At 69.5% G+C, this 18,713-nt stretch carries 14 protein-coding genes and 3 pseudogenes; 6 read left to right on the top strand and 11 right to left on the bottom strand.

Going from position 1 to position 18,713, the window contains the following annotated elements; all coding sequences use genetic code 11:
* Positions 1-24 precede the first annotated feature (24 nt).
* Positions 25-522: pseudogene (locus ACWDSL_RS08640) on the top strand (helix-turn-helix domain-containing protein); the annotation flags it as partial.
* Positions 523-952: 430 nt separating this feature from the next.
* Here ACWDSL_RS08640 and ACWDSL_RS08635 read toward each other — a convergent pair.
* The 4 genes from ACWDSL_RS08635 to ACWDSL_RS08620 are packed head-to-tail and all read right to left on the bottom strand — an operon-like array spanning position 953 to position 3,049.
* Complete coding sequence (locus tag ACWDSL_RS08635; RefSeq protein ID WP_450483073.1) at positions 953-1,414, bottom strand: GNAT family N-acetyltransferase; 462 nt, start codon at positions 1,412-1,414, stop codon at positions 953-955.
* Between the two features lie 44 nt (positions 1,415-1,458).
* Positions 1,459-1,905: a hypothetical protein gene (locus ACWDSL_RS08630; protein ID WP_450483071.1), complete on the bottom strand. Its 447-nt coding sequence runs from the start codon at positions 1,903-1,905 to the stop codon at positions 1,459-1,461.
* Positions 1,906-1,932: 27 nt separating this feature from the next.
* On the bottom strand, positions 1,933-2,421 hold the full coding sequence (locus ACWDSL_RS08625; protein ID WP_450483069.1) for a hypothetical protein: 489 nt from the start codon (positions 2,419-2,421) through the stop codon (positions 1,933-1,935).
* A gap of 10 nt (positions 2,422-2,431) precedes the next feature.
* Positions 2,432-3,049, bottom strand: coding sequence for a hypothetical protein (locus ACWDSL_RS08620; protein WP_450483067.1), 618 nt, complete (start codon positions 3,047-3,049; stop codon positions 2,432-2,434).
* A 513-nt stretch (positions 3,050-3,562) separates the two neighbouring features.
* Between ACWDSL_RS08620 and ACWDSL_RS08615 the strand changes: the two genes are divergently transcribed.
* The 3 genes from ACWDSL_RS08615 (at position 3,563) to ACWDSL_RS08605 (ending at position 7,847) form a co-directional block, all read left to right on the top strand.
* The gene (locus ACWDSL_RS08615) at positions 3,563-5,677 is read left to right on the top strand and encodes an MMPL family transporter (protein ID WP_450483065.1); all 2,115 of its coding nucleotides are present in this window, start codon (positions 3,563-3,565) and stop codon (positions 5,675-5,677) included.
* Positions 5,678-5,847: 170 nt separating this feature from the next.
* Positions 5,848-7,170, top strand: coding sequence for a sensor histidine kinase (locus ACWDSL_RS08610; RefSeq protein ID WP_450483063.1), 1,323 nt, complete (start codon positions 5,848-5,850; stop codon positions 7,168-7,170).
* 8 nt (positions 7,171-7,178) lie between these two features.
* Positions 7,179-7,847, top strand: a complete 669-nt coding sequence (locus tag ACWDSL_RS08605) for a response regulator (protein ID WP_450483083.1) — start codon at positions 7,179-7,181, stop codon at positions 7,845-7,847.
* Between the two features lie 960 nt (positions 7,848-8,807).
* On the opposite strand, the gene ACWDSL_RS08600 is transcribed toward ACWDSL_RS08605, so the two are convergent.
* Positions 8,808-10,424, bottom strand: a complete 1,617-nt coding sequence (locus tag ACWDSL_RS08600) for a nucleoside hydrolase-like domain-containing protein (protein WP_450483061.1) — start codon at positions 10,422-10,424, stop codon at positions 8,808-8,810.
* An 840-nt stretch (positions 10,425-11,264) separates the two neighbouring features.
* On the opposite strand from ACWDSL_RS08600, the pseudogene ACWDSL_RS08595 reads away from it, so the two are divergent.
* Both ACWDSL_RS08595 and ACWDSL_RS08590 read left to right on the top strand, forming a co-directional pair.
* Positions 11,265-11,450 (top strand): annotated as a pseudogene (locus ACWDSL_RS08595) (IS3 family transposase); the annotation flags it as partial.
* Positions 11,451-11,830: 380 nt separating this feature from the next.
* Positions 11,831-12,550: a GntR family transcriptional regulator gene (locus ACWDSL_RS08590; protein WP_450483059.1), complete on the top strand. Its 720-nt coding sequence runs from the start codon at positions 11,831-11,833 to the stop codon at positions 12,548-12,550.
* 28 nt (positions 12,551-12,578) lie between these two features.
* On the opposite strand, the pseudogene ACWDSL_RS08585 reads toward ACWDSL_RS08590, so the two are convergent.
* The 6 genes and pseudogenes from ACWDSL_RS08585 to ACWDSL_RS08560 form a co-directional block, all read right to left on the bottom strand.
* Positions 12,579-13,432: pseudogene (locus tag ACWDSL_RS08585) on the bottom strand (amidohydrolase family protein).
* 168 nt (positions 13,433-13,600) lie between these two features.
* Positions 13,601-13,882, bottom strand: coding sequence for an L-rhamnose mutarotase (locus ACWDSL_RS08580; protein WP_450483057.1), 282 nt, complete (start codon positions 13,880-13,882; stop codon positions 13,601-13,603).
* A gap of 38 nt (positions 13,883-13,920) precedes the next feature.
* Positions 13,921-15,468, bottom strand: coding sequence for a sugar ABC transporter ATP-binding protein (locus tag ACWDSL_RS08575; protein ID WP_450483055.1), 1,548 nt, complete (start codon positions 15,466-15,468; stop codon positions 13,921-13,923).
* Positions 15,465-16,541, bottom strand: a complete 1,077-nt coding sequence (locus ACWDSL_RS08570; RefSeq protein WP_450483053.1) for an ABC transporter permease — start codon at positions 16,539-16,541, stop codon at positions 15,465-15,467. Before ACWDSL_RS08570 ends, ACWDSL_RS08575 begins: the two co-directional genes overlap by 4 nt.
* Positions 16,538-17,614: an ABC transporter permease gene (locus tag ACWDSL_RS08565; RefSeq protein WP_450483051.1), complete on the bottom strand. Its 1,077-nt coding sequence runs from the start codon at positions 17,612-17,614 to the stop codon at positions 16,538-16,540. The genes ACWDSL_RS08570 and ACWDSL_RS08565 overlap by 4 nt, the downstream gene beginning before the upstream one ends.
* Positions 17,611-18,699, bottom strand: a complete 1,089-nt coding sequence (locus tag ACWDSL_RS08560) for a mandelate racemase/muconate lactonizing enzyme family protein (protein ID WP_450483050.1) — start codon at positions 18,697-18,699, stop codon at positions 17,611-17,613. Before ACWDSL_RS08560 ends, ACWDSL_RS08565 begins: the two co-directional genes overlap by 4 nt.
* Positions 18,700-18,713: the final 14 nt, after the last annotated feature.

Raw genomic sequence — 18,713 nt, 5'->3', positions numbered from 1 at the left:
GTCGACGCGTCATGATGATCGACCGTGCTGCTGCGACTGGCCTACCTGGGAGTGACCAACGCGTTCGCGCTGCTGCGTCTGCTGCCGATGAGCGACCGGAACCAGGATGCGGAGATCCTGGCCCTCCGCCATCAGATCACAGTGCTCGAACGCCAACTCGGCGGTGCTCGAGTACGGTTCGCTCCGGGCGACCGGGCGTTCCTGGCGGCGCTGCTGCACCGGCTGCCGTTGCCGGTTCTGCGGCGCGTGCGGCTGCTCGTGCGTCCTGACACGGTGCTGCGCTGGCATCGCGATCTCGCCAGGCGCCGTCATGCCGCCTTATCGCGGCCCAAGCGACCCGGTCGACCTCGTACAGCACGGTCCATCCGGATTCTGGTACTGCGCCTGGCGAGGGAGAATCCGAACTGGGGCTACAGGCGCCTTCACGGCGAGCTGCTCGTGCTGGGAGTGAAGGTGGCCGCCTCGACCGTATGGAAGATCCTGAAGGATGCCGGTGTCGATCCGGCGCCCGACCGGAGCTCCGTCATCCCCGCACGGCCCCACGGAACGGCAGGTCAGCCGCGTTCGTGAGCATCTGACGCGTTTCACGTCTTGCAATGTTGGAATCAGATCGACTCGACCGGCCATCGACCGGAAGAATCCACAGAAGACCAGGTCATGGGCCCTTCGACACAGGCTCCAGAATGGCGACGCACTCCACGTGCGAGGTCATCGGATTCACGTCAGGGCTGACGCAGGCGAGGGAAGCTGCAGGTCAGGCCCCATTCTCCGTGGAGCCCGCCTGGATGGTGACCGTAGGTAACCTCCGGCAGGGCATCGGCGTGCGACAACGGGGGCAGCCCTCCTGGAGATGCTGACCGATGGTCGGGATGAGTCCTGGAGTGGGGATGCCGAGGTCGTTGATCAGCTCGGCGAGAGCGCGAAGCACTGGTCCCACCCCCGCCCGGGGCTGTCATGTCGTGTGGATGGCGACCCTCAAGACTGGAAGTACTCGGCCTGGGGCGACCTCTCGTTCGCCGATGCGCTCGGCTCCCATACGCAGGTAGAACCCTTCGGCGTGAGGGTCGGATTCCAGGGTCAGGGTGTGAAAGCCCGCGCTGCGGGCCGAGGCGACGGCGTGTTCCCAGAGCGTCCGCCCCAGCCCGGTGCCGATCACCCCAGGTTCGAGGAACAGGTCTGCCAGGTCGCCGTGCGGAGGTTCGCCTGTGATCTGGTAATAGCCCGCCACCACACCGTTCCGCTCCGCGACAACGACATGCCCGTCACGAATGGTGGCGGAGCTGACCGACAGCATTTCCGCCATCCGATCCAGCATCGCCTGTGGATAACCCCAGTGCCCCTTCGACCGCCGTGTCAGCGCCGTGAGCACTCCCGCCTCATCGGGCTCAGCAGTTCGTAAGATGATCTCGTTCATGGGGCGGAGTATCACCCGCCTTGCCCTTGTGGAGCGAGGGGATTTCACTCGGCAGACCCCGGTCGCGTCCCAGCGCCAGGACTTTGCGGGGGCCAGCCGGATGGTGACTGTAGGTGGTCTCCTGAGGCGTACCGGCTCCATGTCCCGCCGGTCTCTCTGAGGATTCGGGTGGTGGTCTTGTCGTGGTAGCCGAGAGCGTCCGCGACGACGGGGGCGGGTATCTCCAGGAGTTGTTGCCGGATGGCGGCGCCGCGGGCGGCTGCGGCCGTGACGCCTACCTTGTTGAGGAGCGCGGACAGGTGGTCGGGGCGGAACGGCTGGCCTGCCCGGCGGCTGGGGAAGAGCCAGCGGGATGCCGGGTTGGTGGCTGTGTCCATCGCGACATGGAGCTGGGCATCTGCCCTCACCTGCGCGGAGAGCCTGGGGAGGATCTCGTTGTCGAGCCGCTCGGCGTAGGGGTCGAAGACCCGCACGAACTGGACGACCGGCATCTGCCGGAACCGCCGGGCGAAGAACGCCTACAGCCGCAGCAGGTTAGTGGTGTGCCGAGGCAGGAACAGCGCCAGCGGGCACAGCAGGCACACCCACGGCCGGGCGGGGCACGGCTTGCCCTTCGGGCCGTGCACTCCGGCCAGCTGGTCCGCGCAGGCCGCGGTGAACACATCGCGTTCGCCGCCCACCAGCTCAGCCATCGCCTCCGCGTCCAGCTGCAGGCGCCGCACCGCCTCGGGGAAGGCGGCAGCCAGCTCCGCCGCGGCCTCGCTGGTCAGCACCACCGGCGGCAGGGCCTTGCGCAGGATGTCGGCCTGCCCGTCCTCGATGATCGACTCCACGGCGTCCAGCTGGGCCGGCGTCGTGGGGGTGACGTAGTGATCGCCTTCGGTCCGGGCCGTGTGGTTGGGGTCGATGGTGGTGCGCCCGGTCCATCCATGGCGGGCCAGCCGCTCCTCGTAGGTGGCACGGATCCGGCCCCGGTGGACCTCCAGCCGCATCCCGGCATCGTCCACGAGCTTCAGGTCACGGATGAAGTCCCGCTGCGGCTTGTGGGTCCGCTGGTGGCCGACGATTCCGTTCGTGCCGTGCGGCTCGGCCGGGATCCACAGCGCCTCCCGCAGCTCCGGCGGGGCGAAGGTCCGTAGCTGGGCGGCGTGCGCGAGCCACTGCTCCAGCAGCCGAACGGCCTGCCGGGGCGGGGCGGCGCCCTCCCGGCCGGTTGCGCCCCTTGTAGTAGGCCAGGAGAATCGTCGCCTCGCCCGCCCACTCGATGTCGCCGACCTCCAGGTCGTCGATGCCGTCCGGCACCACGCCGCTGAGCAGACCGAACAGCAGGCGGTAGGCGATCTGGACGCGCGGCGTCGGGAACAGGCTCTCGCGCACCGAGCGCACCGCGGCGTAGGAGGCATCCGGGTGCTTACGCACGTAGCCCCGGACGTAGGAGCAGTACGCGTGCCCGGCGAGCGGGCCGTCCCGGAGCATCAGCCAGGCGATGTCCGCTTCGCTGTGCCGGCGGCTGACTCGGGGATCCTGACCGCTCGCCGCGAGGTTCAGCAGTTCGCGCTGCCGACGGCGGCTTGCGTCGATGACCGTACGGCAGGCGTTCTCCAGCCGCTCCCACTCGCCGTCGGTGTACGCCACATAACACGCAATCAACAGGCTCCACGCTCTGCCGAACCCAGGCTGACCAGCTATTTCACCCGCCCCGACTGACCGCACCACTACACCGGTGAAGTGGAACCCGGCGTCCACCCGACACGAGAGCCGGGCCCTCAGCCTGCCCCAACCCCGAAAGACCGCACCTCGCAAACACAGAGTCCCCGTCAGCACACCGACGAGGACTCATGAACGATCGAGGCCAAAGGCCAAGGATTGCGCCGTTCCCCGCGCCCCTGAAAGCCCTGAAGGCCCTGAAGGCGAAAAACTGGGGCGTAGCCCCGTTTTTCAGGGGCGCGGGGAACTGCGCGACCAGCCCCCACCCACCCGCAGGCGAACATGCACCCGCGGCTCCCATTACTCCCGGGGGAGTAATCCGCACCCCCCGCCACCCCAGGCAGTACCCGCAGGCTCCCCCTCCCGTCCGACGTAAACCCCTCCCCGTGCCGGAAGGCTGACAGCTGAAACGGTAGTCGTCGTAGCGAGGGAGATCTGCTCATGACGGTCGGGAAGACAACCACGAAGGGCGTGGGACGCAGGCGGGCCGTGCCCTGGGCGCTGCTCGGGCTATGGGTGGCCGTGCTCGCGCTGGTCGGCCCGTTCGCGGCGAAGCTCGCCGACGTGCAGCACGACCGGGCCACCGACTACCTGCCCTCCAGCGCCGACTCGACCCAAGTGGCCCGGATACAGGACGCGCTGCCCGGGGGCGAGAGCACCGAGATGGTGATCGTGTATCACCGGGGCGGCGGGCTGAGCGCCGACGACCGGCGGGTGGCGGCCGGGCAGGTCGAGGAGATCGCCGAAGCGCATGAGCTGGTCGGCGGGGCGCCCAAGGGGATTCCGTCCGACGACGGTACGACCCTCATGTACCCCGTCGTCAGCAACGAGCCCGGGAGCGACGAGAAGCTGCGGGACGCGCTCGTCGAGGACGTCCGGGGCATCGCCCGCGGCCAGGACGGGCTGAGCGTCGAGGTGGGCGGCACCGGAGCGCTCGGCACCGACGCCGGGAAGGTCTACGACTCACTCGGCGGGCCACTGCTCTACACCACCGTCGCCGTCGTCGCCCTCCTGCTGATCCTGATCTACCGCAGCCCGGTGCTGTGGCTCGTGCCGCTCGTAGTCGCCGGCATCGCCGACCTCATGTCGATGGGCGTCGCGTACGGGCTCAACCAGGCCTTCGGTACCACCGTCACGGGCCAGAGCTCCGCCGTGATGACGATCCTCGTGTTCGGCGCGGGCACCGACTACGCACTGCTCCTCGTCTCCCGCTACCGGGAGGAACTGCGGCGCATCGAGCGCCCGTACGAGGCCATGGTCGCCGCCCTGCGCGGCTGCGGGCCCGCCGTGCTCGCCTCCTCCGGCACCGTCGCCGCCGGCCTGCTGTGCCTGCTCGCCGCCGATCTCAACAGCAGCCGCGGCATGGGCCCGCTCGGCACGGTCGGTGTGCTGTGCGCGCTGATCGCGATGCTGACACTGCTCCCCGCCGTCCTCGTACTGCTCGGGCGGCGGGTCTTCTGGCCGCTCGTACCGGCCTACGGCAGCGAACCCAAACAGCGGCGGAGCCTCTTCGCCGCGATGGGCGACTCCGCCGGACGCAGGCCGCTGACCGTGCTCGCGACCGGAGCCGTCCTGCTCGGCGCACTCGCCCTCGGCACGCTCAACCTGCCGGGACCGGTCAAGCAGGAGGACTCCTTCGTCACCAAGCCGGAGGCCGTCACCGCCATGGAGACCCTCGCCCGGGCTTACCCCGAGCGCGGCACCCAGCCCATCGACGTGATCACCCCGGCGGACCGCGTCGACCGGACCCTCGCGGCGATCCGGGACACCCGGGGAGTCGAGAGCGCTGAGAAGGGCCGTACCGGAGACGGCTGGGCCGAGATCTCCGTCATCGCGAAGGACACACCCCAGTCGGCGGGAGAGACCGCCACCATCAAGTCCCTGCGCAGCGAACTGAAGGGCTCGTACGTCGGCGGGGACAGCGCCGAGCAGATCGACCTGGAGGACACCAACAGCCGGGACACGAAGATCGTCGTACCCCTGGTCCTCGTCTCGGTGCTGCTCATCCTGTTCGTCCTGCTGCGCAGTCTCGTCGCGTCGCTCATCCTGGTGGCCGCCGTGGTCGCGGTCTGGGGCGCGGCCCTCGGGATCGGCGGGCTGGTCTTCGGGCCGGTCCTCGGCATCAAGGGAACCGATCCGGGGCTCGGGCTGCTGTCCTTCGTGTTCCTCGTCGCCCTCGGCGTCGACTACGGCATCTTCCTCATGCACCGGATGCGGGAGGAGTCCCTGGCCGGCGCGGAACCGGCCGCCGCCGCGCTCACCGCCCTGCGGAGCACAGGCGCCGTCATCGCCTCGGCCGGCCTGGTCCTCGCCGCGACCTTCGCTGTGCTGATGAACATGGGGCTCGTGCAACTCGTCGAACTCGGCTTCGTGATCGCCGTCGGCGTACTCCTCGACACCTTCCTCGTACGGACGTACCTGGTGACCAGTGCCAGCGTCGCCCTGCGCCGGAAGATGTGGTGGCCGGGCGCCCTCTCCCGCGAACCCGCGCCCGGCGCCGGGCCGTCCGAACCGACCGAGCCGCCGCGGCAGCCGGAACAGGTCGGCGCGCCCTGACCTGCCGGGCTCACCACAGCCGACCGGGCGCGTCTTCTGCCTTCTGCCGGAGAGGCGCCCCCATGACGGAAGATGGAGTCGTGCAAGATCGGGGAGCGACCTCAGCCGCAGGGGACCTGAGAACCACCGTCGTACGGGGTGACGCGCGGCCCCGCCGGATCGAGCGCGTCATGGCGGTCATCAACCGGGACCCGCTCACCGCGCCGCACCGCACCCGCAACGACGCGTTCCTCGCCGTCGGTGTCGCCGTGCTCGCCGTCATCTTCGCGTTGCTCATCGACGACGGACGCCCGCTCGGCCCGCCCGGCTGGGCCCTGCTGGCCGGCGCCCATGTGCCGCTCGTGTGGCGGCGCAGCCGTCCGCTGCTCGTGCTGCTCGCGGTGGCGGCCTGCGTCACCACGCACCACGCCCTCGACTACAACCACGCCGTACCGATCCCCGCGACCCTCCTGGCGCTCTACACGGTCGCGGCGACCGGCACGGTACGCCGCTCGCTGCTCACCGCTGTCGTCGTCCTCGGCCCGACGCTGATCATCAACAGCTTCACCAACCCGGACGGGGCAGTGGAGCTCCTGCGGATCTCCGGCTGGATCATCGCGGTCCTGTTCTTCGGCGTCGACGCCCGCTTCTACCGCCAGTACGTCGCCTCCATCGTCGAGCGGGCCGAGCGGGCCGAACGGACCCGCGAGGAGGAGGCGCGGCGCCGGGTCGTCGAGGAGCGGCTGCGGATCGCCCGCGACCTGCACGACCTGCTCGCGCACAGCATCACCCTGATCGGTGTGCAGACGTCCGTGGCGGCCCACGTCCTCACCGCGGATCCGGACCGGCTCGACCGCAAGGCGGTCGCCCAGGCGCTCGACGACATCGCGGAGACCTGCCGGACGGCCCGGGGCGAGTTGCGTACGACGCTGGAGGTGCTGCGGGCGAACGAGATGAGCGTGAGTGTCGGAGGGGAACGGGAGTGGGTGGCCGAACCCGGCTCCGGATCGAGTTCCGGTTCCGGGCTCGGCTCTCCGGACGGGCGCGCGCCGCTGCCCGGGCTCGACGGGCTGGGCGCGCTCGCGGAGGCGGCCAGGGTGGCCGGAGCCAAGGTCGAACTGTCCGTCCACGCGGACGGCGTACCGCCCTCGGTGGGCGCCGCCGCCTACCGGATCGTGCAGGAGGCGCTCACCAACGCCGTACGCCACGGGGGCCGCGACGACTTGACCGTCCGGGTGGGACTGCGGGCGGCGGAGGGGACCCTGCGGGTGACCATCACCGACGACGGGGCGGGGCAGGGGACGGGCCAGGGGACGGGCCACGGGGTGAGTAGCGCGGTGCGCAACGGGGTGGGGCACGGGCAGGGAGCCGTCGGCGGCGCGCCGGGGTTCGGGCTCGTCGGGATGCGTGAGCGGGCCCGTAGCGTGGGCGGCACACTGGACGCCGGACCGGGCCCCACCGTGGGCTTCGAAGTGACCGCCGAGCTGCCCCTGCCCCGGGAGGAGCCCTCGTGACGGCCCCGATGCCGATCCGCGTACTGCTCGCCGACGACCAGACCCTCGTACGGGCCTCGTTCACGATGCTCGTCGCGTCCGCCGGGGACATGGAGGTCGTCGCCGAGGCGGGCACCGGGCGGCAGGCCGTGGACCTCGCCCGTTCCGCGAGGGCCGACCTCGTCGTGATGGACATCCGCATGCCCGACCTGGACGGCATCGAGGCGACCCGGCTCATCGCCGCCGACGAGGACCTGGCGGGCGTGAAGGTGCTCGTCCTGACGACGTACGACACCGACGAGCACATCGTCGACGCGCTGCGGGCCGGGGCGTCCGGCTTCCTGGTGAAGGACATCCGGCCGGCCGAACTCCTCGACGCCATCCGGACCGTGGCCGCCGGGGACTCCCTGCTCTCGCCAGGACCCACCTCACGGCTCATCGCCCGTTTCCTGCGCGCACCCGACACGGCGACGTCAGCGGTGGGCGGCCCGGACGGGCTGTCCGAGCGGGAGCGGCAGGTGCTCACCCTGGTCGCGCGCGGGTTCAACAACACCGAGATCGCCGAAGCGCTGGGGCTCAGCCCGCTCACCGCGAAGACCCATGTCAGCCGGATCATGGGCAAGTTGGGGGCACGTGACCGGGCGCAGCTGGTGATAGTGGCGTACGAGTCGGGGCTCGTGATACCCGGGGCGGTCTGAGCGCCGCCGCCAAGTTCCGTCCCTACGAGGCTGTTTGGCTGCAGAGGCATTGCCCTGTCCCTCGGACCGGCGCATGGGTTACCCAGCTTGCCCGCAACCTGCTCATGGACCTTGAGGGCAGAGCCGGGCGCTTCCGGTTCCTCATTCGAGACCGGGACAGCAAGTTCACCGCCGCGTTCGACGCCGTCTTCGCCGGCAATGGCACTGCCGTCATCCCGACTCGGCCGCAAAGTCCACGGTCCAACGCGTTCGCCGAACGATGGATACGCACAGCCCGCGCTGAATGCACCGACAGATTCCTCATCACCAGGACGGTGGAGGCCCCGATCTTCCACGTCCGACGGATACCGGCGCACTCGGTCGGGACGGTCAGCCGCACTGCCGTACACATGCGCGAGACGCGCACACGATCGAGCGCCCGAGTTGAGATCAGCGGGCGTGCGCGCGTACAACTGCGACAACAGGGCCTCCTGGTACTGCTTGGTTCGGTTCGCACCTCCGAGCTACCAAGGGGCCCTGCCTTCATGCGCCTACCACCGGAAGATCACCCCGGCGGGAAACCTGTTCGACTTGCACGTTCCATGATCGGTTGAGATACGGCTTCTGAGCATCAGTCGATGGCTACTCCGCACTCGTGTCCTCGGCGGCCTGATCAACGAGTACAGGTACACGGCCTGACCTGCCGCGACGGGTTTCTGAACGGCACAGGACGGAGTCTGCCGGCGGCCCGGACAGGTGCTGGGATGGGCGGAGCCCAGCGGACGCCGGTCCAGCACCGCGCTCGACCGGACGGGCCCGGACCGGGCCGCCTGGCGCCGTCCTCCTTGCGCCTTCTCTGTCATATGACGGCCTCGACGTACGCCTCCTCTGGGCCGAGGACGGCCGGACCGGTGCGCGGGCATACGCTGCCCAGGACGCGCGTACGCCGTTCCCGTCGGCGCGCACACGATCGGCACGGCCTCAGCGGACGGTGATGACGACCCGCTGGTAGCTGGTGAGGGCGGGCGTGCCGTCGTCCGTGGCCTCCAGGATGAGATGGATGGTTTGACCGCGTTCGGCGTCTCCGGGGACGGTCAGCCGTACGCCGCCCTTTCCTGCCGCCTCGCCCGTGTTCTTGTCCGGGGCCTCGAGGTCGACGCGGCCGGGGTATGTCCCGGCCTCCTTGTACTGCCACCACCGGAGCTTGACGGGATCGCCGTCCGGGTCGCTCGTACGGGAGGTGAGCGTGACGGACTCGCCCGCGCGGCGAGTGAGGTCCAGACTCTGGTCGACCCGGACACGTGGGCTGTGGTTCGCGTCGCGGAACTTGCTGACGCTCCACTGCAGGCGGGCGGCGAAGTCGTTCTGGAAGGCGGAGAACCAGCGGGCGGCCGCGTAGTCGCGGGGCTTGGCGCCTGTCTCGTCGGCGTCCTGGGCGCCCTCGTTGGACCATCGGCGAGGATCCTCGGGATCGACGGTCTGTCGGCCGCCCCAGCCGCCCCAGCTCGGGTCCTGGTAGTTGCGCAGGCCGTTGTCGACGAGGAGCGCGAAGTTGGAGGAGTCGCCCTCGGAGATCCACGAACCCTTGGGCTGTGGTGGGGTCCAAACCAGGTAACCCATCGCCCTGAGTTCCTCGGAGGTGTACCCGGACAGTCCGAAGTAGTCCTCGTCGTCGAAGCCCCCGGCCATCTGCTTGCCGTCGCCCCAGACACGGTATGAGGCGCCCATCGGCCCCACATCAGAGACGTTGGCCTTGGTCCACTCGGCCGAGTGGTAGAACGCTTCTTCCGGACGGGTCACGCTGCGGGAGCCGTATCCCCAGATGGAGGTGGCCACCTCACGGTTCTGGATGTCGGGCCAGTTCGGCTTGATGTACTTCTCGAACGTGGAGTCCTGCTGGCCGAAGCTGGTGATGACCGCCTTGTTCACGATCTTCTTGTAGACGGAGCGCCAGTGTGGTGTGCCCTGGTACTGGTCCTGGATCGACTTCAGAGCACGGGCGATGGTGTTCGACCCGCCCCAGGCCTGGAGGAACACCTGGCCGGGTTTGTCGTCCAGCAGCACCTTCGCGATCAGGTCGGAGCCCTTGGTGTCGGCCCTCATGTCGCCCACGTCGTCGACGTTGCCCGTCGCGATCAGCGACCGTAGCCGGGCGGGCGAGGGGTAACGCGGGTCGTGCCGGACGAGGTTCGGATAGACCTTGGCGTACGCGTCCACGGCCTCGTCGATGTGCAGCCGCGCGCCGGGGGCGGGCCAGCGGTGCGGTTCCAGACCGCGGTTCGGGTCGCCCTTGTAGTGGTGCTGGCTGGAGGAGTAGACCAGGCCGGCGATGTTGATCTCGTTGCTGTAGAGCAGCATGCGTAGCATCGAGTTGAGGTCGTCCAGCTCCGGGTCGGTTGTGACGATGGTGCGCGGTGCGACCGACGGTATGCCGGTGTGGCTGTCGGCGCCGACGAGGTGATGCTGATGTCCGCCCGCCGACGCGGCCGGGGTGACCGTCAGCGCGAGGCAGACAACGGCCGCGCCGACGACGGTGGTACGGGAGAGGCGGGACGAGAACGCGGGGCGGGCGGTACGGGTCTGAGATCGGTGATCCACTGGCACCTCCAGGTGCTGACTGCTACTTGTTGCCGGGTATGGGCGTGTGGGGCGGCTCAGCCGAGCGGCGAGGTGTGCGCCGCGCCGGGATGGGACTGTGGTTCTCCGTCCACGGCTCGCCGTTCGCTCGCCACGGTTGTTGGTGCGTGCGGAGTCGGGGAGGTGCGCTTCAGGCGCCATTTGAATTTCTATTCATGTGTGACTGATTCCTCGGAGGGATTCTGGGTGTGCCGCAACGCTGTGTCAACGGTGTGAACGCGAGTTGCTTCCCCGTCGCCGGCGTCCTTCCAGGCGGAAGGAGTCCAAGATGTGCGGAAGGGACGCCCGTCCACGAGGCGAACCTGACGACCGCTCCGGGAACTGTGTGCGGAGTCCGCCTGACCCTGGCAGTTGTCTCCGACCCGCTGATGCGCGTACGGCACCTCGTCCGTGACCGGGCCGTCCACGAGGCAGCGGACACCGTGGTGACCGCGACGTTCGGAATGCGCCGCGCCGATGGCCTCAACGTGATCAGCAGCGATGACGTTTCGAGCGGCACAGGGTGAGCGGGTGGGGCGGAACCGGAGTCGCCGGAAGCGCCTCGATCGGCAACGCTGTTGTTGTGACCGCCTCCATCCACTGAGAGTCCCACGGCACATGTGTCGCCGCGGAGTTCGGAGTTCCTGCAGTGCTTTTCGACGTCACCCGCAGCGAACTCGCCGACATCTTCGGCGTGGACCGGATTGTGACCCTGTCCGCCACCGCCCTCCCACCCTCCACCGCGGACACTGAGGGCGCCCGCCTCCTGCAGACCGTCGGGGTCGTTCGCGATCTCGGATCAGGAACTTCGTCTTGCTGTCCATGGCAAGAGAGAACCCGACCTGGGGGTACGTCAGGATCCAGGGTGAGCTGCGCCGGCTCGGTCATCGGGTTGCCGCCGCTACGGTCCGGCGCGTCCTGCGCCGTTCTGGTCTACCGCCCGCACCGCAGCGTGCATCCCAGCAGACCTGGCGCTCGTTCCTCCGCACCCAGGTCCACACGCTGCTTTTCGTGGCGGAGTTGGGGGTACCGGGCTGACGAAGTACGGCAACCTGTTCACCTATAAAGCGTTCAATGTCCGTCAGTCGCCAGTTGCCGTAACGCCGGCTACCTTCCCGTACAACCCGGTTGCCTCCTGCGCAGGCTGTGCGGAAGCGGTCAGGGTCTACGGGCCGATGTGGACGTAACCGGCCCATCTGGCTGGGAAATGTGGGTAGCGGGTCCGCAGTTCGACCGCTGTCGTGTGCAAGGCCTGTGCTGCCTGGTCCGCGTCAAGGTCGGGGGGCATGTTGCAGTAGAACAGACGTGCTGTTTCCGCGGCCGCTGGGCACTGACGTACGTCGCTAAACTGCTGGTGGTCACAGCACACTGAGCGCAGGGAGACCCTGATGTCGGCACACGACCCCCCTGTCCCCGCTCATGCGGACAGGGCGAGTGAGCCGACCACCGCGCCGGTCCGGCAAGCCCTGTCCGACAGTGTCTACGAGGTCATCAAGGCCAGGATCATGGACTATGAGATCGCCCCGGGGGCGCGCGTCGGTATCGAGGCCATGGCCAGTGCTCTCGACGTCTCGCCGACTCCCGTACGCGAGGCTCTCGCCCGGCTGGAGTCCGACGGTCTCGTGGTCAAACGGTCCCTGTCTGGATACCGTGCGACCGAGTTGCTGACGCGGCAGGGCGTGGAGGAGCTGTTCGAAATGCGGTTGCTCCTGGAGCCGCGCGCCGCGGCGCTCGCTGCCCGCAACGCGGACGAGGGGCAGCTCGACGCCATCGAAGCGACGCTGGAGGCCATGCTGGTCCACCCGACGGGCCCCGGCGGGCCATACGCCTCCTATCGCGACTTCGCTGCACTGGACCAGCGCTTCCACGATGCTGTCGCGGAAGCCACCCACCGGCCGCTGCTCGCTGACGCGGTGGAGCGGCTCCACTCTCACCTGCACATTTTCCGCCTAAGCAGCAACCAGGACGCAGGCGACCCCACCCTGCACGAGCACGAGCGCGTGGTGCGGGTGATTCTGCGCCGTCGGCCCGAACGGGCCGCCGAGGCGATGGCCGATCACCTCACGCGCAGCCTGGAGCGCCAGCTGACCCGGTTCGAGGGGGAGTGACCGGATCAGCTGGCGCTCTGGTGCGGGATCAGCCCGCGTGCGTCCCGGCCATCCGGTAGGCGCGCCGCGCGGTGCCCCCCACACCTCGGCCTGCTCGGCCGGGGCGAGGTCTGCGGTGAGAGCCTGGGCGGAGTGCACGACCTCGCCATAGCTCGCGGCGAGGGTGCACACCGGCCAGTCCGAGCCGAACATCAGGCGCCGGGGACCGAAGGCGTCGATCACGGTGTCCGCGTACGGTCTCAGGTCGTCGACGGTCCACGACGTCCAGTCTGCCTCGGTCACCATGCCGGAGAGTTTGCACACCGTGTTCGGCAGGGATGCCAGTTCCCGCAACTGCCGCGCCCACGGCTCGTTCGGCCCGGAGACGATCGGCGGCTTGCCGAGGTGTTCCAGGACGAAGGTCAGCCCGGGTATGGCGGCGGCCGCCCGCGCCGCCGCGGGCAGTTGGTGCGGCAGGACAACCAGGTCGTAGACGAGCCCCGCCGAGGCGACCGTGCGCAGGCCGCGCAGGACATCCGGCCGAGTCAGCCAGTCGGGGTCGGGCTCCGCCTGGACCTGGTGGCGGATGCCACGCAGGTATCCCCCGCCGGGCAGGGACCGCAGCGCCTCCAAGACATCGGCGACGTGCGGGGCCGTGAGGTCGGTCCACCCCACGACCGCCCCGATCAGATCACTGGCCTCGGCGAGGGCCAGCAACTCGCCCGTCTCCTCGGCGACGTTGACCGTCTCCAACACGACCGTGGCCGTGATCCCGGCCGCCCGGGTCTCGGCCTCCAGGTCCGCGAGGACGAAGGAGCGCCGCAACGGGGCCAGTTCGGGCCCGTCGATCCACTCCTGGTCGCGTACGGCGAGGTCCCACAGGTGGTGATGGGCGTCGACCATGCTCACGAGCGGCTTCCTTCCGGAGTCGGCACACCAGCGGGGAGTAGCTCCTGCTCGCGCAGAGCCTCCCATACGGCACCGGGCAGGGACTTCTCCCTGCGGTCGCGGTAAGTAAGTACGGGCTCCTACCGCGTGGTGGTTGCGAGGTGGTGCGGACGGATCGTGGGCCTACTCCAAGAGGAAGACCTGTTCCATGTCCGCCCACCACTCACCGGGGCCCGCTTCGCCGACGGGCCGCCGGCAGGGTGCGGTGAGTCGCCACCATGTTTGGGTGGCCGGGTTCTCGGCCATGGCGGCCAGGTCGGCCGCGAGGTCGTCACCGTGGTACTCGAAGCAGGCGAACAGCCGCTCGCCGAGGAGGCGGATCAAGTCGTCGGCGATGGGGGAGCGCCGCAGCCGGTCGAGGACCGGTTCGGCTACGTCGCGGCGTAGCGCCCGGTACTCCTCCACCCTTTCGGGGAGGACTTGGAAGACCTGGGCAAGCCGCTTCAGGTGGCGGAGCCCTTCGCGGTCACGGCCGAGGCGGCACGGTCGTGGATCATCCGGATGATCTTCCCGCTCATCCGGTCGTAGTCGTGGTCGTTGTCCACCTTCCCGCGGACGCGGTGGTCGGCCATGACCACCACCCGGTCGGCGAGGGTGATCATCTCGGTCAGGTCGCTGCTGATGAGCAGGATCGGCAGGCCGTCGCGGGCCAGCTCCCAGATCAGCTCGTGGAAGGCATGCTTGGCCCGCACGTCCACACCGACGGTCGGTTCGTCGACGACCAGCAGCCGGGTATCGGCCGCGAGCCACTTCGCCAGGCTCACCTTCTGCTGGTTGCCGCCGGACAGTTCACCTGCGTTCTGCTGCAACCCGGAGACACGTATTCCGAGACGGTCGACGTGGTCCTGTGCGACCTCCCTTTCCCGGCGTGGGGAGATGTCGCCGAGGAACCGGCCGAGTGTGTTCCACACCGTCACGGTGATGTTCCGGATGATGGGCTGCTCCAGGAAGACGCCTTCCTCTTTGCGGTTTTCTGTCAGATAGCCGATGCCGTAGGTGTGCAGGGCCTCCCGCGGGGAGCTGATCCGCGCGGGTCGGCCGCACACGCGGATCTCGCCGGCCGTGATCCGGTCGAGGCCGAGGACGGCCTTGACCAGTTCGCTGCGGCCGGCGCCGACCAGACCGTACAAGCCGACGATCTCGCCGGGCCGGACGTCGAGCGAGACGTCCTGATGTCCGGCCGCCGTGCACAGTCCCGACAGGGACAGGGCCGGTGGTACGGAGGTGTCCACCGCGCGCGGCGTCAGGTCCGTCACCGAGTGGGCTCGGCCGACCATGAGGGTGACCACCTCGTCCTGGGCGTACTCGGCGAGGGGCGCCGACTCGAGCACCGGTCGGCCGTCGCGCAGGACGGTGACGGTGTCGCAGATCGCGAAGACCTCCTCGAGCTTGTGGCTGACGAACACCACGCAGGTCCCGCGCTCCTTGAGCCGTCGTACGACGTCGAAGAGGCGCTCCGCTTCCCCGGGGGAGAGCGAGGCGGTGGGCTCGTCAAGAAGCAGCACCTGGCTGTCGGTGTACAGGGCCTTGGCGATTTCGACCAACTGCTGTATGGCCACGGAGAGTTCGCGTACCGGTCGATGCGGGTCGAGGTCCAGGCCGAGCTTGGCCAGGCAGCGCTGGGCGAGGGCGGTCATTGCCTCCCGATCGACCAGTCCCCGGCGCGAGGGCGGGTTCTGGAGCGTGATGTTCTCGGCCACGGAGAAGCCGGGGATCAGGTTGCGCTCCTGGTGGACCACGCCGATGCCGGCCCGGGTGGCCTCCAGCGGGGAGCGCAGGTGGATCTCCTCGCCGTGACGGAGCAGTCTGCCGCCGTCGGGCGGGTGCACCCCGGTGATCATTTTGATCAGCGTGGACTTGCCCGCGCCGTTCTCCCCGAGCAGGGCGTGCACGGTACCGGCGGTCAGGGTCAGGCTCACGCCGTCGAGGGCGCGTACTCCGGGGAAGACCTTGACGATGTTCTCGCATTCCAGCAGAACCTGGTCGCTCATCGGGCGCCTCCCGTGCTCGGCAGGACCGCGGCCGGCGGCGTGTCGCCTTCCGGTGGCGCGGGTGGTGTGCGTCCGGGTGCCCTGCCCTTCTTCTCGAGGTGGGTCTGGTGGATGCGGCCGCCGACGACGGTGCCGAGGACGACCAGGCCGATGAGGAAGTTCACCCAGCTTGGGTCGAGGGAGAACTGGGCCCGCGCGGTGTCGATGAGCCGCATCACGAAAGCGGCCAGCACGGTGCCGAGCACCGCGACCGAGCCACCGGTGAGCGCGACGCCGCCGATGATGGGAGCGGCGAAGCTGGGTAGCAGCCAGTCTCCGCCGACGCTGCGGTTGACGCCGGGCAGTGAGGCGGTGGCGATCAGCGCGGCGAGGCCGACGAGCAGGCCGGACAAGGTGTGGGCGAGCACGATCTGCCGGTCGGTGGAGATGCCGGACAGGCGGGCCGCGAGCGGGTTGCCGCCGGCGGCCAGCAGCCGTCGGCCGGCGATGGTGCGGTACATGAAGGCGGCGAGCAGCGTGGCCGCGGCGAGAGCGGTGACGAAGACGAGGGGGATGTTCAGCGGCGCCGCGTGGCCGAAGTCGCGGAGCGTCGTCGAGTAGCCGTCGATGGTACGGGTGCCGGAGAGCCGGTACTGCGCGCCCACCAGGATCGTCATCGTGCCGAGGGTGACGATGAAGCCGTTGATGCGGGTGGCGACGATGAACACGCCGGTGAGCAGCCCGATCAGGGTGGCGGTGAGGACGCCGGTCAGCACGGCGAGGCCGGCGGGCACCCCTTGGTCGGCCATCAGTACACCCATCAGGCAGGCGGTGAACCCGCCCAGCGCGCCGACGGCGAGATTGAGCTGCCCGACGCACAGAGCCACCATCTGGGCCAGGCCGATGAGGACGGGTGTGGCGAGGTACTGGAGGAACGTGCGGAGGGAGGAGCCTTCGAAGAAGGAACCGGAGGAGGCGATGCCGAGGCCCACGTAACCGACGACGACCACGCACAGCAGGGTCGTCGTGGCGGACCCGGTGAAGCGCCGCAGGGCCGGGAGGGCCAAGGCCTGTTTGTCGCGGAGCGTCGTCATGTGGAGCGCACCACCTTGCGATAGGACACGACGGTGCGCACCCGGTCCGCGGACAGGGCCAACAGGAGCACGCAGCCGAGGTAGATGTTGAGGCTTTCGAGACCGACGCTGAGCAGGTCGAGCCCCTTGCGGATGACGCCGACGAGGGAGGTGCCGAGCAGGGCTCCGATGACGGAGACGACACCACCGGTGAGGAGGGTCCCACCGAGGACGGCGCCGAGGAACGAGGGGAGCATGAAGTCGTCGCCGATGGAGGCGCGGAACGTGCCGGTGCCGACGGCGGCCATGAAGCCGGCGAGGGCCGCGAGCAGCCCGGACAACGCGTGGGCCAGGATGATCCGGCGGCCGGTGGGGATACCCGACAGCTCGGCGGCGGCGGGGTTGGCGCCGGTCAGCAGCAGTTCCCGGCCCAAGCGGGTGCGGGCGTAGAGGAAGCCGAGGCCGGCCAGGGCGAGCACGGTGAACTGGGCCAGCTGCGGGATGGCGGGTGAGCCGCAGATCGGGCCGGCGCAGATGTCCGCGAGCGAGTAGGAACGCAGCTCCGCGAGCCCGTCGGGCCGGGTGGTGAACGCGGCGTTCTCGGTGAGGGCCGAGTAGAGCAAGGACACCAGACCCAGCAGGGCGAAATCCATGGCCAGCGTCACGACGAACGAGTTCACGCCGGTGCGGGCGATGATCCAGCCGGTGAGGGCCCCGATGGCTCCCCCGGCGACGAGGCACAGCACGAGGCCGAGCGGCAGCGGCAGTCCGAGCCGGTCGTAGCCGAACCCTGCGAACAAGGCACCGAAGGCGGCCATGCGTCCCACGGCGAGGTTCATGTGTCCGATGGACAGGACAACCATCTGCGCGAGTGCCACCACGGTGAGCGTCGAGATCTCCCTCAGGAGGGGGAAAAGCACCAGCCGCTCGTCGAAGAAGGCGGGGCGTAGCACGCCGAACAGGGCCGCGAGCGCGACGATGAGCACGAGCAGGCCGAGCCGCTGATTGACCCAGAACGGGAGCCGGTGGGCCGCGCGGGCCCCCTCGGAAGGACGGTCGGTCTCGCTGTCGGTGGGTGTGACCGCCGTCTTCATGAGACCCTCCGGTCGTCGATGGCGTCCATGTCCCAGTCGATGCCGATGCCGGGCTCGTCCGGCGCCACGGCGAGGCCGTTGTGCAGGGCCATCTCGGTGCGGGTCACGGCGCGCAGCTGCGGGATGTACTCGACGAACACGCCGTTGGGCACCGCGGCGACCAGGCTGACGTGCAGTTCCATCAGGAAGTGCGGACAGACCCGGACGTTGAAGGTCTCCGCGAGGTGAGCGACCTTCAGCCACGGGGTGATGCCGCCGACACGGGCGACGTCCACTTGCACGATGGAGGCGCCGCCGGCCTCCAGGTAACTGCGGAACTGCATGGGCGCGTACAGGGACTCGCCGACGGCGATCGGGATCCGGGTCGAGCGGGCCAGCCGGGCATGGCCGCTGATGTCGTCGGCGGGCAGGGGCTCCTCGAGCCAGTACGGGCCGTACGGTTCAAGGGCTGCGGCGAGTTGCACGGCGGAGGACAGCGACTGGGACTGGTTGGCGTCCGTCATGATGTGCAGCCCGGGGCCGACAGCGCCACGGACGGCGCGCAACCGCTCCGCGTCCTCGGCGACGTGCGGCTTGCCCACCTTGATCTTGACCCCGGAGAACCCGGCGTCTCTCGCCGCGAGCGCGGACTTGACCAGGTCCTCAGTGTCGAGGTGCAGCCAGCCGCCCTCGGTGTCGTAGACCGGGATCTCCTGGCGGTGCCCGCCCGCCAGCCGCCACAGCGGTTCTGAGGCACGCTTGCAGCGCAGGTCCCACAGGGCGGTGTCCACGGCGGCGAGCGCCAGTGAGGTGATGGCGCCGGTGGTCGTGGCTCGGGTGTGGGCGAACAGGGACTGCCAGAGGCCTTCGACGTTGCGAGCGTCCTTGCCGGTGAGGAGGGGCAGCAGGTGCTCCCGGAGCAGCGCCACCACCGAACTGCCGCCGGTACCGATCGTGTAGGCGTAGCCGGTACCCACCAGGCCATCGGCCGTGGTGATGGTGACGAGGACGGTCTCCTGTTTGACGAACGACTGCACGGCGTCGGTGCGGTCGGTCTCCACGGCGATGTCGGCCAGCAGGGCCGTCGCGTTGGTGATGAGGGTCATGCGCGTACCGACTT

This window comes from Streptomyces sp. NPDC000941, assembly GCF_053599555.1.
Note: the sequence above shows the minus strand (reverse complement) of the source record. Positions and strands in the feature narration are given on the sequence as shown.

What these genes read in the sequence shown, in the direction of transcription:
- ACWDSL_RS08605 (WP_450483083.1), top strand. Translation starts at nt 7,179, where the DNA reads ATGCCGATCCGCGTACTGCTCGCCGACGACCAGACCCTCGTACGGGCC.
- ACWDSL_RS08570 (WP_450483053.1), bottom strand. Translation starts at nt 16,541, where the DNA reads ATGACGACGCTCCGCGACAAACAGGCCTTGGCCCTCCCGGCCCTGCGG.
- ACWDSL_RS08565 (WP_450483051.1), bottom strand. Translation starts at nt 17,614, where the DNA reads ATGAAGACGGCGGTCACACCCACCGACAGCGAGACCGACCGTCCTTCC.
- ACWDSL_RS08615 (WP_450483065.1), top strand. Translation starts at nt 3,563, where the DNA reads ATGACGGTCGGGAAGACAACCACGAAGGGCGTGGGACGCAGGCGGGCC.
- ACWDSL_RS08610 (WP_450483063.1), top strand. Translation starts at nt 5,848, where the DNA reads ATGGCGGTCATCAACCGGGACCCGCTCACCGCGCCGCACCGCACCCGC.
- ACWDSL_RS08590 (WP_450483059.1), top strand. Translation starts at nt 11,831, where the DNA reads ATGTCGGCACACGACCCCCCTGTCCCCGCTCATGCGGACAGGGCGAGT.
- ACWDSL_RS08575 (WP_450483055.1), bottom strand. Translation starts at nt 15,468, where the DNA reads ATGAGCGACCAGGTTCTGCTGGAATGCGAGAACATCGTCAAGGTCTTC.
- ACWDSL_RS08635 (WP_450483073.1), bottom strand. Translation starts at nt 1,414, where the DNA reads ATGAACGAGATCATCTTACGAACTGCTGAGCCCGATGAGGCGGGAGTG.
- ACWDSL_RS08630 (WP_450483071.1), bottom strand. Translation starts at nt 1,905, where the DNA reads ATGCCGGTCGTCCAGTTCGTGCGGGTCTTCGACCCCTACGCCGAGCGG.
- ACWDSL_RS08560 (WP_450483050.1), bottom strand. Translation starts at nt 18,699, where the DNA reads ATGACCCTCATCACCAACGCGACGGCCCTGCTGGCCGACATCGCCGTG.